Origin of the sequence: Bartonella sp. AA126HLJHH, from assembly GCF_042197425.1 — a bacterium.
Classification (GTDB): domain Bacteria; phylum Pseudomonadota; class Alphaproteobacteria; order Rhizobiales; family Rhizobiaceae; genus Bartonella.
The window spans coordinates 1-14,526 of record NZ_JBHIRU010000023.1 but is presented as its reverse complement, the minus strand read 5'-3'; the positions used below and the strand labels follow the sequence as shown (position 1 = coordinate 14,526).

General features: G+C 35.6%; 9 protein-coding genes and 2 pseudogenes. 6 read left to right on the top strand and 5 right to left on the bottom strand.

Annotated features, from left to right (window positions below; all coding sequences use genetic code 11):
- Nucleotides 1–1,056 precede the first annotated feature (1,056 nt).
- The 3 genes from ACFIQC_RS08340 (at nt 1,057) to ilvC (ending at nt 5,084) form a co-directional block, all read left to right on the top strand.
- Entirely contained in the window at nt 1,057–2,178 is a 1,122-nt protein-coding gene (locus tag ACFIQC_RS08340; RefSeq protein WP_375613392.1) for an ATP-dependent RecD-like DNA helicase, read from the top strand.
- Nucleotides 2,179–2,264: 86 nt separating this feature from the next.
- Entirely contained in the window at nt 2,265–2,999 is a 735-nt protein-coding gene (locus tag ACFIQC_RS08335) for a pyridoxine 5'-phosphate synthase (RefSeq protein ID WP_375613393.1), read from the top strand.
- Nucleotides 3,000–4,064: 1,065 nt separating this feature from the next.
- Complete coding sequence (gene ilvC, locus ACFIQC_RS08330) at nt 4,065–5,084, top strand: ketol-acid reductoisomerase (RefSeq protein ID WP_375612028.1); 1,020 nt, start codon at nt 4,065–4,067, stop codon at nt 5,082–5,084.
- 115 nt (nt 5,085–5,199) lie between these two features.
- Here the strand turns inward: ilvC and ACFIQC_RS08325 are convergent, their stop codons facing one another.
- From ACFIQC_RS08325 to ACFIQC_RS08310, 4 genes are all read right to left on the bottom strand, one after another.
- Complete coding sequence (locus tag ACFIQC_RS08325) at nt 5,200–6,591, bottom strand: amino acid permease (protein WP_375612029.1); 1,392 nt, start codon at nt 6,589–6,591, stop codon at nt 5,200–5,202.
- 1,013 nt (nt 6,592–7,604) lie between these two features.
- Nucleotides 7,605–9,005: an amino acid permease gene (locus ACFIQC_RS08320; RefSeq protein WP_375612030.1), complete on the bottom strand. Its 1,401-nt coding sequence runs from the start codon at nt 9,003–9,005 to the stop codon at nt 7,605–7,607.
- A gap of 781 nt (nt 9,006–9,786) precedes the next feature.
- Nucleotides 9,787–10,266, bottom strand: a complete 480-nt coding sequence (locus ACFIQC_RS08315) for a LysE family translocator (RefSeq protein WP_375612031.1) — start codon at nt 10,264–10,266, stop codon at nt 9,787–9,789.
- Between the two features lie 151 nt (nt 10,267–10,417).
- Entirely contained in the window at nt 10,418–11,026 is a 609-nt protein-coding gene (locus ACFIQC_RS08310; RefSeq protein ID WP_375612032.1) for a fumarylacetoacetate hydrolase family protein, read from the bottom strand.
- A 621-nt stretch (nt 11,027–11,647) separates the two neighbouring features.
- Here ACFIQC_RS08310 and ACFIQC_RS08305 point away from each other — a divergent pair.
- From ACFIQC_RS08305 to ACFIQC_RS08295, 3 genes and pseudogenes are all read left to right on the top strand, one after another.
- Nucleotides 11,648–11,839 (top strand): annotated as a pseudogene (locus ACFIQC_RS08305) (DEAD/DEAH box helicase family protein); the annotation flags it as partial.
- A gap of 90 nt (nt 11,840–11,929) precedes the next feature.
- A complete protein-coding gene (locus ACFIQC_RS08300) occupies nt 11,930–12,196 on the top strand; it encodes a hypothetical protein (RefSeq protein ID WP_375707003.1) in 267 nt (88 codons plus the stop codon).
- Nucleotides 12,197–12,229: 33 nt separating this feature from the next.
- Nucleotides 12,230–13,357, top strand: coding sequence for a hypothetical protein (locus tag ACFIQC_RS08295; RefSeq protein WP_375707002.1), 1,128 nt, complete (start codon nt 12,230–12,232; stop codon nt 13,355–13,357).
- Nucleotides 13,358–13,601: 244 nt separating this feature from the next.
- Here ACFIQC_RS08295 and ACFIQC_RS08290 read toward each other — a convergent pair.
- Nucleotides 13,602–14,271, bottom strand: a pseudogene (locus tag ACFIQC_RS08290) (phage antirepressor KilAC domain-containing protein).
- Between the last annotated feature and the right edge of the window lie 255 nt (nt 14,272–14,526).

The following is a 14,526-nucleotide window of genomic DNA, read 5'->3' as shown; positions in this document are numbered from 1 at the left end:
TAGCAGACTTCAAAGAAACATTAGAAACATTGTGCGAAGCGTGCTTTATAGAGAAATGTTAGAAAATCCTATTCCCTAACTTTTATCCACGTATCCCGTACTTTAAAAAAGATATATAAAATCAATTATCTATATAGATAAAAAGAGGTCTTGTTATTTCTAGCAATAAGAATAGCATTAATCAGTTAGTTTTTATAAACTTTAAAACATTGCGACAAAAAGAAAAAGTTTGACTCAGTAGATGGAGAATTGCGCTTTTCTCATATTCTAGAGGACGAACCTGAAGTGCTACGCTGGACTAAAGCCATGTCCCAGTTTTCTATAATAGACCACCAAGAAGGCCATACTTACGAACCATATTTTATTGTTGAAACAGAAAAAGCTACATATTTGTGCGAGATAAAGCGTGCTTCATATAAGTGTGATGTCTCTCTTTATTCGTTGAGATATCACTTATTTGTAGCATGAAGAGTAAATTTATTAAAATCATGATGAGAGGGAGATAGGAACTTTATAGGTGTATCATCATAGGATTAAGTCGTTTTGTTGAGAGCTATTTTTATTTCTGCTAAAAGGTTTTTGATATATTTAATTATTATTTCGTAATAGTGGATGTACTTTATTTTATGTGCAAGAAAGCTGATTGATTCTGTAAAATAGCGTTCAAAAATTACATTATTTTTATCCTGTTAAGGACATTTTTTCTAGTGAGGGTTTTGCAATTGCAATGCTCTTTTTCTCATTCTAAATTTTGGTTAGAAAAAGCGTATATAGGTGTTATTTTAAATTTAAGATATGCATCTTCCATTGTTGGTGTTACTGTTGTAAAAAATGATATTTTATTTGATACGCATAAGGTGTCCAAGAAGATCGATGTATAGATAAAATTTAGATTGTTACAATATCTTGAAAAAACAATGGGTAAATAATTGATAATTGTGCTACGAAAGTTGTTAGATGGGCGTGTGTCAGCAATTCTTAATAAAAAGGTTTTTCTTGATAGTCGTTTTTTTTCAAAATACTGCTCTTTTTATGCAAATCTTATGTTGGTAAGCTATGCAGTTTTCGCCGGAACAGGATAATGCATTGAAGGCTGTTGCCGCGTGGTTGAAGGAAGGGCGTTTTCCTCTTTTTCGCCTTTTTGGCTATGCGGGGACGGGTAAGACGACGCTTGCACGCTATTTTGCAGAGACAGTTGATGGTTCTGTTCAATTTGCTGCTTTTACAGGGAAGGCGGCGCAGGTTTTGCGTTCTAAAGGTGCAAGCAATGCTTGTACGATTCATTCGCTGATTTATTGTCCGCGTGGAGAAGAGGAAGTTTCCGATGAAATAACAGGAAAAAAGTCTATTGCTCCAACATTTATGTTAAATCGAAGAAGTGCTGCTGCACAAGCTAAACTCATTATTGTTGATGAGTGCTCGATGGTAGATGAAAAATTGGCCCGTGATTTAATGAGTTTTCGAACGCCAATTCTTGTTCTTGGTGATCCAGGTCAATTGCCTCCTATATCAGGTGGAGGCTTTTTTTCTAATGGAGAACCAGATTTTCTTCTTTCAGAAATTCATCGGCAAGCGCGAGATAATCCGATTATACGTCTTGCTATGGATGTACGTGAAGGACGCGATATTGCTTATGGTGACTATGGAGAAGCGCGCGTTGTGACACGTAAAGAGGTCAATCAACAATTGGTTTTGGATGCTGATCAGGTTTTGGTAGGGGTTAATCGTACACGCCACCTTTATAATCAGCGTTTGCGTGTGTTAAAGGGATTTACAGCAGATTATCCACAAGCGGGAGATAAACTGGTGTGTTTGCGAAATGATCCTATTAAAGGTTTGTTGAATGGCTCTTTATGGAAGGTGATGACTTCACAGAAGGAGACCGTTAAACCAAGTATTAATCTTCTTGTGAAACCAGAAGAAAGTGAGCGTGGGGTAGCAAAGATTAAACTTTTAAAAGCAGCGTTTGAAAACCCTGATCAAGAAATTTCATGGCAATTAAAAAAGCGATATGATGATTTTGATTATGGGTATGCATTAACGGTTCATAAGGCGCAAGGTTCTCAATGGAATAATGTCGTTTTGTTTGATGAAAGTTTTGCATTTCGTGATATGTATGCGCGCTGGCTTTATACGGGAATTACCCGCGCAGCAGAACGTTTAACGATTGTTCGATAGAAAAAAGATGTGTATATCATCTAAGTTTCAGATGGAAAATGCCTTTTTTCTATCTTGTTACACACTATAAAAAAATGGAAATGGGCATGGCGGTAAAACTTTCGGTTAATCTTAATGCTGTTGCTGTTTTGCGTAATCGACGTAATCTTCCGTGGCCAAGTATAACGAATATTGGGCATATAGCGCTTGCTGCTGGAGCAGCAGGTTTGACGGTTCATCCGCGCCCTGATGAAAGGCATATTCGTTTTGCGGATTTACCAGATATATACTGTTTAATAAAGAACACTTTTCCTACTGCTGAGTTTAATATTGAAGGTTATCCCAGTGATCAATTTTTGGATATCGCTAAAAACTATGCGGATCAGATTACCCTTGTTCCTGATGATCCAGATCAGTCAACGTCTGATCATGGTTGGAATTTTGCTCATGATGCAGAATTTTTAGCACCTATTATTCAGAATTTAAAAAACAGAAAGATTCGTGTATCCCTTTTTGCTAATCCTACTGTCGATGGTCTTGATATTGCTAAAGCAATGGGCGCTGATCGTGTGGAATTTTACACGGGACCTTACGGTGGTGCATTTCAGGATAAAACAAAACAAGATCAAGAGCTCAATAAACTTGTTTTAGCAGCAAGAAGAGCAAAAGAATTGCAGTTAGGTATAAACGCAGGGCATGATCTGACACTTATGAATCTTCCTGCTCTTGTCAAAAATATTCCTTGGCTTGATGAAGTTTCTATTGGCCATGGGCTCATTGCTGATGCATTAGAGTATGGAATACATGAGACTGTTCAGCGTTTTATCCGGTTATTATCGTAATCTTTTTCTCTCTATAAAAATTGGAAAAGAAATTTTTATAGAGGTTTGCCAATTTATCTTAAAAAACAATTTTATATATGTTGAGATAAATAGCACTATTATCGTGCATTATAAATATTCTATTGTTCCTCTATTTATTGGTTGCTTTCTATCTTTTGTTTTTGAGTGCATGCGATGTTTTTTATTTGTACTATCCATTATGAGGAAGTTTTAAAATCTTCTTATTATAATTTCTTTGAATGGAGAAGAAGTAGGGTTTTGAAAGTATTTCCCTTATAAAGGAGTGCGTAGGATTTTAATGGATCAATACACAAATTTTCTTGATATTTGAGCTCATTTTTGGGTTATCTGTAAATAGTATAACGTAAAATCTCCTTATGAATAAGCTTAATGCAATAGGAGCTGTTAAATAGAATGATGATATCGACTTGTAGCTTTATGAAGTAAAGAGAGTGATGTGCAATAAATCTTACACTATTATAGGGAATTCTTGAAAAGGGCTTGAGCATATTAAAATTTTTTTATAAGGCGCCATAAATGGATAACATAATAGCCGTATGGGGGCTTCTTCGTGTGAGAGGCGTGGATATTAAAAGAACGTAAAAAGTAAAAACATCCTCTCTATTATTCTAAAGATATTGTTGTATATGCTTTTGAAGGTTGTATTAAAACAATACTTGTTATTTTGTAATTTTTCTTGCTATCCGTATTGATTTGGTTCATGTTAAAGATTGTATGTTGTATCTTAATTTTTAGAATATAGCGTTGTTGCACGATAAAAGAGTAGAATATTAGCTAAATTTTCTTTAGAAATCTTATTTTGTGTAATTATTGTTTTTGTAGAATAGCAGTTGAAGTTTATTTGGGGATCCGTATATGTTTTAGGAATGTTTGGGGACTACAGTTTTTTCTATGCAATATGTAAACTTTAAAATTATTCAATTGCTGTGTTCTTATAAGCGGTTTTTTTTGTCTTTATAAGTGTGTGATGCACTGTAGATAATGTTTCTTATTGAATAAAAATAATCTGAAATCCAGTTTAAATAGAGAAAGAAGGAATTTTTTATGCGTGTTTATTATGATCGTGATGCGGATGTTAATCTCATTAAAGGGAAAAAAGTAGCCATTGTTGGTTATGGTTCTCAAGGGCGTGCGCACGCTTTAAACTTGAAAGATTCTGGTGTTAAAAATGTGCAAATAGCTTTGCGTTCAGGGTCGGAAACAGTTAAAAAAGCCATGGCTGATGGTTTTGAAGTGGTGAGTGTTGCTGAAGCAGCAAAATGGGCAGATCTCATCATGATGGCAACACCAGATGAATTGCAAGCTGATATTTATAAGGAACATATTCATGATCATTTACACGATGGGGCAGCGATTGCTTTTGCGCATGGTTTGAGCATTCATTTTGGCTTGATTGAACCTAAAAAAAACGTTGATATTGTGATGATTGCTCCTAAAGGTCCAGGGCATACAGTTCGTCATGAATACCAACGGGGTTGTGGTGTTCCTTGCTTAATAGCGGTGGCGCAAGATGCTTCAGGGCATGCACATAATGTAGCATTATCTTATGCATGTGGACTTGGTGGTGGACGTGCTGGGGTGATTGAAACAACATTTAAAGAAGAGTGCGAAACTGATCTTTTTGGTGAACAAGCGGTTCTTTGTGGTGGTCTTGTTGAATTGATTCGAGCAGGTTATGAAACATTAACACAAGCAGGTTATGCGCCGGAAATGGCTTATTTTGAGTGTTTGCATGAGGTTAAACTGATTGTTGATCTCATGTATGAAGGGGGCATTGCAAATATGAATTATTCGATTTCTAATACAGCTGAATGGGGTGAATATATGTCTGGTCCACGTGTGATTACGGATGAAACCAGAGCAGAAATGAAACGTATATTGAAAGATATTCAAACGGGTAAATTTACATCGAATTGGATTCAAGAATATAAAGCTGGTGCTGCTCATTTTAAAAGTATGCGGCGTTTAAATGATAATCATCCTATTGAAGAAGTTGGTAAAAAACTTCGTTCTATGATGCCTTGGATAAAATCGAATGCTTTGGTTGATAAAGAGCGTAATTGAAGATTCTACAGAGATATTTTGTCAATAGCTTTTATAATTTTATAGATAAATATCAAAAAAAGGGTAACTTTAGTTACCCTTTTTTATATGTTTTTGGAAACATAAGCTTTATTTTTTAATTTTTTGCATAATTCTTTTTCCCAAAAAGAAAGTATACAATTCCTAAAAATATGAACCATGCTGGAGTGTATTTTAAAGCTATGGCAGTGTCAGCTTCTAATGACAATAAATAGATAATGAATGCAAAGAAAACAAGAAGCGCCCAACACATAACAACACCTCCTGGCATTTTATAAGGAGAGACAGTATGCTGGAGAGGACGATTGCGGCGATAGACGATATAGCTGATCAAAATGATAGACCATACAAATATAAACAAAGTTGCGGCAATTGTCGTAACAATTGTAAAAGCAGCTATGAGTGTTTGAGATAACGATACAACGGCATAACCAAATAAGATGCATATACATGAAAAGAATAATGCGTTGGCTGGAACGTGGTTACGAGAAAGTTTTCCTAAAAATTTAGGAGCACCTTTTTGTGTTGCTAGCCCATATATCATACGGCTGGTAGAAAAAATTCCACTATTTGCTGAAGATGCGGCAGCTGTGAGGACAACAAAGTTCATCAAACCTGCAGCAGTTGGGATACCAATAAGTGCATACATTGTTACAAATGGGCTTTTTTCTGGACTGATTTGATCCCACGGCGTCACAGACATAATCACAAGAAGAGAGAATATATAAAAGAATACAATGCGGATTGGTATTGAATTAACAGCCTGTGGTAAAGCTTTTTGAGGCTCTTTTACTTCAGCAGCAGCTGTTCCAGCGAGTTCAATGCCAACAAAAGCAAAAATAACAATTTGAAATCCAGCAAAAAAGCCTGTAATTCCTCGCGGAAAAATATTCCCACCGTTCCATATATGGCTAAGAGAAGCAACCGTACCGTTTGGAGAGACAAAACCGGTAAAGATCATATAAAATCCTACAACGATTAGGACTAGAATTGCTACGATTTTGATAAAACCAAACCAAAACTCAAGTTCGCCAAATAGTTTTACGGCGACGAGGTTAAGAATTAAAAAGGACATAAGACCAATTATAACAGGAATCCACGGATTGAGCTCAGGCCACCAAAAGTGTGTATAAGTGACAATAGCAATAATTTCAGCAGTTCCAGTGACAATCCAACACAACCAATATGTCCAGCCGATAAAGAATCCGGCACATGGCCCTAGAAGATCGGTTGAGAAGTCAATAAAAGATCGGTATTGTGTATTAGAAAGCAATAACTCTCCCATAGCACGCATGACAAAGTATAGAGCACAACCAATAATTGCATAAACGAGTAGAATTGAGGGGCCTGCTACACTGATTGTTTTTCCTGATCCCATGAAGAGACCTGTTCCAATCGCTCCACCAAGGGCTATAAGTTGTATGTGTCGGTTATGTAGTCCACGTTGCAATTTCTTCTTAGGTTTTTTTTCTAAATTTTGTTTGTTCATTTTTGGGGAGTTCTCCTTAGTTATTTTTAAATAAAAATTACCCTAAAAAAAGGTAATTCCTTCTATCGGAACACGCTATGGTTAAGGAGTAAAGGAATTTTTTTCTATGACTATATGTGAATAAAGCAAAAACATTATTAATTAATGGAATAATTATTTTATATATAAGAAACAAAAGATAAATTGTATTATATTTTTTTGATTTTTTATGTTTTATACATAAGTAATATATATTATATATAATATAATTTATATTATATATTATATTATATGTATATAAATAATAATTTATATTTATGTATATTTGTTTATATTAATTTTTATATAAATATCTTTATATTTAAATTTATTTATTTATAGATATTGTTATCTATATAAAAATATAAATAAAATTGTAAACTTATTAAATATAAAACTTTGTATATAAATAAAATAATTTTAAATATTTAAACTATTATTTGAAACATTAAAAAATATATTTTAAATTTACATTTAAGTATTAATATTTAAAATTTATTACAAATAGAAAAATATTTTCATAGAATCTTTTTTTATTGCAGATAGCTATTAAGATATATTCTGTTTAGAGCTATATTTTTAATTTTGATAAAAAATTGAATATAAATTTTTTGGGGGGGAAAGTTTTAGATAAATCTCATGTTTTATTAGTAAACAATGTCAGTGAAGTTTATAGAGAATTTTTTACAGAATAGCTCGTTTCTTATCCTATTGTGCAGTAAAATACTGTTGTGTAGAGTAGTGATATAAAGCATATAACATTTTACGCATTAAGTATTTTTAGAATGGGTGGTGAGTGTTCAGGGCAGGGCTAGCCCATAGAGCCTTATGTAGGTGAACCATATAAATGATCAGCAGCATTCCCCCTTAATAAGCCGGATTGTTTACAAACCGGTGCCGGTAGGAATCGTCGTTTTTTGATGTTTGGGGAGGAGGTTAAGTAGAAAAAGGGTAACTAAAATTACCCTTTTTTGAGATGTTTTTATGTATAGACTTTATTTGTTACCTTGAGTTATTTTTTTCTTTACAAACATAAAATACATTATACCTAAGAAAACAAACCAGAATATACTATATTTTAAGGCTAGTAGAGTATCAGCTTCTAATGTCAACAAATAGAGCATGAAAACAAAGAAAACTAAAATTATCCCACACATGATAACACCTCCTGGCATTTTATAAATGGATTCAGCGTGTAGATGAGGGCGATTGCGACGATACACAATATAGCTAATCAAAATTACAGACCATACGAATAAAAATGCAATAGCTGAAATGCTTGTCACAATTGTAAAAGCACTTATGAGGCTTGGAGAGAGTGAGGCAATTGTATACCCTATTAAAATACATAAACAGGAAAAGAATAGAGCATTGGCTGGAACATGGTATCTGGAAAGTTTACCTAAAATTGGAGGGGCACCTTTTTGTGTTGCAAGTCCATATATCATACGGCTGGTAGAAAAAATACCACTATTTGCTGAAGAGGCAGCTGAGGTGATAACGACAAAGTTTACCAAGCCAGCAGCTATCGGAATGCCTGCAAGCCAAAACATCGAGACAAAGGGGCTTTTATCTGGAACAATTTGATCCCAAGGTGTGACAGACATAATTACAGCGAGAGAAAAAATGTAAAAGAGTACAATACGGACCGGTATTGCATTAATTGCTTTGGGGAGCACTTTTTTAGGTTCTTTTACTTCAGCAGCGGTTGTTCCAGCAATTTCTATACCAACAAAAGAAAAAATAGCAATTTGAAATCCAGCAAAAAAACCTGTCATTCCTCGCGGAAAGATATTGCCATCGTTCCATACGTGATTGAGAGAAGCAACCGTACCATTGGGAGAGGTAAAGCCCGTAACGATCATATAAAATCCCACAACAATTAATGCTAAAATTGCGACGACTTTGATAAGACCAAACCAGAATTCAAGTTCACCGAATAGTTTTACGGCAAAGAGGTTAAAGATTAAAAAGACGCTAATGCAGGTAAAAACGGTAAACCATGGATTGAGTGTTGGCCACCAAAAGTTCATATAAGTGATGATGGCAATAATGTCAGCAGCTCCAGTTACAACCCAGCTCAACCAATAGCTCCAGCCAACAAAGAAAGCGATTCCCGGTCCTAGCATATCGGTTGAAAAATCAATAAGAGATCGGTATTGTGAATTAGAAAGCAACAATTCTCCCATAGCACGCATGACAAAGTATAGAGCAAAACCGATAATAGCATAAACGAGTATGATGGAAGGACCTGCTACACTAATTGTTTTTCCTGCCCCCATGAAGAGACCTGTTCCAATAGCACCACCAATGGCTATAAGTTGTACATGTCGGTTGTGTAGTCCACGCTGTAACTTATTCTGAGAATTATCTTTTAAATTTTGTTTGTAGCTCATTTTTTGGGGGTTCCCTTTAATTATTTTGAGATTAAATTACACTAAAAAAGCATTATTTTGTATCGAAGCATGATATAAATGAGGTGTAAAGGAAAAAAACGTTTTTTATGATTTTGTGTGGATAAAGAAAAGAATATGTTTTAGGAATATGCTTTTGAAAAAAGAGAATGTTGTCCTCTTAAATAACGTAACAGATATTTGAATGGGGAGCTTTTTATTGTTATGAATAACAAATTAATTGTTCATTAAAAGACGTGGGGCTTTTAAAATTATTTCAGAAAGTTGTCAGGAGTTTTTATAATTTTTTGGAACTTATTATTTGTAATCAGTGCATTATTTATTATTATTCATAATGGTGAGAGTTACTTTTTGCTCAAATAGCACTCGAGAGTTCTCATCTTAGTTTAAGAAACAATTTTTAATGGAAAATTAAAATGATTTTTAAATCATTTTTTTGTTTGTATGGTGCTATCATAAATCAAAAAGTTACTTTTGTTTCATAAACGAAAAGAGGAATATCATAGCTTATTTTTTTTAAAGTGATGAATAAGGATTTTGTTTAGATATTGGTAACATTTTATAAAATATTGCGAGAAACTCACATTGTTTACACAAACGTCCTTGAGAGTATGATAAAGAAATGCAACGTAATTCAGTTATATAAAGAAAAAAAGAACTGGGGATTGTATAAGCTCTGTTAGAGATTGAGCTATTCATAGTGAGAGACAGAATCAGGAAAAGATTGCTCTATTAACTTTACAATTTGTAATCAAAGATAAAACTATCCAAAGAAAATGAAAAAAGAAAACAGAGATAAAACTGTTCCTGTCGCAATGTTAATCGAGCCTTTTACCCGCTGCTTTTTTAAGGCGGTACTGGCAAATGATATAAAAATGGTCATTAAAGTAAACCATGCAAAGATGTTGAAAGAATGTATTGTGACAAGTTCAAAACCTTTTTTAATGCTACCTCCAGAAGCTAAGAATTTTGGAAAAGCTGCTATGTAAAATATAGATACTTTGGGGTTTAGTATTTGTGTCAGAAAACCGTCCATATAGCTGGTTAAAAGCTTTGTTTCACTCGTAGCATGCTTTTCATTCGTTGAACTTCTTTCTTTTGAATTTAAGCTGTGTATTCCAGATTTAATTGATTTAAAGCCCATGTATAATAAATAGCTGCCACCCATGAGTTTTACTAAAAAAAACAGCGTTTTGTTGTTGAGAATGAGCGCTGATACACCTAGGTGTGGAAAATGCCCCATGCACATATGTTGCTGTACACAATCCTAAAACGTTTACAAATGCGTTCTTTCTTCCCAATCTCGTTGCATTATCGATGATAAGGGCCATATTCGGCCCCAGTGAGATGACTAAAAAAAAATGAAACAATGAAAAAGGTCAGTATTTGATGATTCATTTTACTTTTAGCTCTGAAATTAATTGATTTTCGAGATACAATTCTATTCTGTCAAACTGAGAAAGTTTTCCTACACCCTGTGGAGTGCCTGTGTATATGAGATCACCACGTCTTAGCTGAATGTAGTGACTTAAAAATGAGATTATCTTCTCAAAGTTAAAGATCATATTTTTCGTATTGCCAACTTGTCTTGTTTCGCCATTTAACTTCATTGCAAAGGTTATTGGGTTGTTTATTTTTTCTTTGTTTATGAAGTCAGAGACGTATGCAGCGCCTTTAAATCCTTTCGATAAAAGCCAAGGAAGCTTTTTTTCTTTCAGTTTTGTTTGCAAATCCCGCGCGGTGAGATCAAGACCTATTGCTACGGCATCATAGCATTCTTCTGCTTCTTCCTCCATGATCATGAAAGCGTCCTTTGAGATTTTGAGTACAATTTCGGTTTCAAAATGTATTTCTTTGGAAAAATTAGGGAGATAAATTTCATTGCCTAAAACGAGTGAACTTTTTGGCTTGCTAAAGATAACGGGTTCATCTTCAACAACATTACCTAGTTCATGAACATGTTCAACATAATTGTATCCAACACAGTAGATGTCATTTATCATGGGAGCCCTCCAAATTTTTCATTTTCTCTTTGTATAGGCAAGAGAAAACTTTGCAAACAACATTTTTTCTTATATCGCGTTTTGCGTTTTCTGGAAAAGAAGCATTATGTAGGTTAATGACTAACCACGATGACAGCCCTTCGCATTATCCTCTTTTGAAGAGTGCTCAATCTTATAGTCTTTGAGATTATTTTCATTTTGATTGCTAATCTCCTGAAATTACTTTATTACTTAAAGAGTGATTTTGCTCGTCTACTCAACGATTAGTAGGGTCTGAAAGCCCTAAAGTTCGATCATAAATGAGCCTACTCTGTGGGTGTCTCCGAATTATGGGATATTTTTCTATGTCTAGGTGCTATGAGCACTAAAAGTAAAAATCTGGTTCGTATTCAATACTTTCAGGCTCTCGGAATACTAATGCGAGGGTGCTCGCAACCGGCGGGGGACTTGAAAGTGAAAAGCAAAAAGCCACATTTTAACGACATTTCTATAGGCAAAAAATCGCTTTCAAAAAAAATGCTGGGAATGTCGTAAAAGCAATTAGGGCACCAATTAGGGATAACTTTTCAACAAATCCAAAAGTATGAGAAAGTCTGTGATGGTTAAAAAGAAGCAGACCGTGGCAAACTTATTATGGCATTTGGAACGGAGAAGATTTTTACCAGCTTTAAGATAGCACAACAAATAGCCGGAACTGGAGAGCGTGTTTTGTTTCTCGTGCCTTTTCTGGCTTTGATGTCACAAACGATAAGAGAATGGACACGCTATACAGAAGTACTGTTTCATTCCTTTGTGGTGTATTCTGATACATAAGTTGGCAAGAGTCGTAAAACAAAGATGCTGTTGTCGAACTCGATGTCTCAGATCTTGGCTCTATCAGCTACCAACTGATGTTCAAAAGCTTTGAAAAAAATAAATAAAGTCTTAGCGAATGCAATGACCGTGGTGTTTGCTACTTACCAATTAATCCAAGTGATTGCGGATGCGCAAGAGAAATACGGTTTATCAGAATTTGATCTGATCATTTGTGAAGCGGTGCAGGTTAAGGCAGATAAGGTAGAACCTTTGGTTGTAGAAGCCAAGGAAGTAGCTGAGACTGCGAAGATAACAGCGGAAGAAGCGATAAATGTTGCGGAGCAAGCAAAAGAAGAGGCTGATACGACAAAGTAAGGGCTTGGAGAGGTCAAGAGTTCATTAGACACGGTGACAGCAACGACAAATTCTGCGAATACAGCCGCCTCTGAGGCAAAAGTGTTAGCGGAAGAAGCGAAGAGTGCATTGACAGAAGTTCAAGAGAAGGCACAGAGGAACAGTGACAGTCTTTCTGAACTTCAAAGTAAGGTAGGTTCTCTTTCCACTAATTTTTTAGAGAATGTGCGTTTTCATCAACCTGACAGAATTCTGGAAGCCGATCCGAAAAATAGAAAAGGTGTTGTGATCAATGACGGGGCATGTTTTCGCTTTTATCATGGTGGAGAGAATGGGGATAGGTCCATCTTTTACCGCGTTCCAGGGCGTGGAAGGATGACTTTTGACGAAGATCTTGAAGCAGGAAAGGATTATTATATATATCTCATCTTAAAAGATCAGACGAATGAGCTATCCTTTGAGCTTTCGCAAAATCCGACGGCTCCTGATGGCTATACAAAGGATAATTCTGAAAAGATCGGTGGATTTCATACGCTATGTGCGGATGTTGGTGAGATTGAAGGTCATCTCTTATCGGGTTACCAAGCGGGGGATGTTTTGCCCAATTCTGTTTGGTGTTTAAATCACTGTCCGAGGACTGATCCAGAGGGAATGGTTTACGATCCGTGGAAGAATATTTGGGTTGATATTTATCTTCAATCAGGGACAGATGCAAATGTAAAGTTGGCATATGGTGTTCCGATTACGACCAATCGTAGCTATGCGGATCATGCATTTGATTTTTGGTCTGTTAATAAGAGATTTTTGACGAGTGATGAGTTTTCGCCATGCATGTATGGAAGTAATCAAGCAACCAGTATTGTCGGCAATCAAGCGCCTTCTCTTAAGACGTCTGGAGGACACGTTGATACAAACAATAGACGGATGATTTCGCATATCGGTTGTGAGGATGGTTGCGGTTATGTTTGGCAATATTTGTCTGGTTGTTATCCAGTGACTAAATGGCATACAGGGGAGCAAGGAAGCAGTTTACGTGTAGACATAAATGTTATGTTGGAAGGAGGCGATTGGACTGGTGGCTCTAACAATGATCATCTTGTACGGAATTTTGCGCATTCTCGTTATGTAGAAGATGAAAAAATAGGCGCCCGTGGATGTAGCGAGCCACTTTATTATAATTAACGCGAGATTGATTAGAACATCATTTTATCCAGCCCCACTTTTGTGGGGCTTTTTTTATGGAGCGTCAGATGAGAAAGATATCGAAAGAAGGATAGGCACTTCATCTTGAAGTTTTAAAATCAAAGCTTTTTCTACTAAACTCATGATGTCAACTAGAGCAGTACAATCTTATCACTCATATTTTCATGTCTAGAAAATTGAGATAATGCCATCCATAAATCGCATAAGAAGTTAGAATCTACCTTCATTGCACACCTCCGTGGACTTGTTCTCTCAAACATGCCGCCAATCCTTTAGGTGTGATTTTTGTTGAAGGCAGCACCTTTTCTGTTCCATCCGATTTTTGAATGGTGATGGCATAACAGTCCATGAATCCTTTGTTGATTTTATCCTGATTAAGGTAACAATGGACCACGTCGATACACCCAATCATTTTTACGTAAGTAATCTATTAAATCCTTTGGTCTTATCTCCAACATCTTCGCGGCTTCAATCAAACCAAACAAACCATCAGAGCGTTTTAAGCCTTCTAAAGCTTTTGCTTTTGGTGCTAATTCTGAAATAACATGGTTTTTCTGCTTAATTTGATTTTGTAGATGATTTAAGGCGCCAAGTAATACTTCGGGTTTGGAGTAATCAATTTGTGGAATAGCTACTTGTCTTTACAACTCTTTCCAACGGTCAATTATCTTTGCTCGTAAGGCAGTGCTGTAACTAGAAACAAGAATTAAGCATTCACGCTTTGGCAGGTTATAACAAGGGCGGCTTTCACTTTTGTTATCAAGGTAGTGCCCACCAAAATCAACCTCCTCAAATTTGAGGGCGTTAAGTTCTTCAAGCGTTTTCTTGATGTCACGCATAATATTGTCATGCCTTTTGCCACATAATTCAGTAATTTCAATAATGGTATTCATAAAGAATTCTTAGATGTTAGACGTTCCTTAATGACATTCTAAAAGAGTGCTGGGCACTAAGAAACACGGCATCTAGTCCGTCGTTACGCCTTTCCCCGAAGGGGGTATATGGCATAGCCACACCTGACAAAGCTATTAGCATACAATGAGTTAAAGCTTTTAAATTGCGGAAGATTAGTTATTTCGGCAACTAATCCGCTATGTGTTTAAGGTGTTTTCTAGGCACCTGATTCGAAAATACCTATTACTATAGAA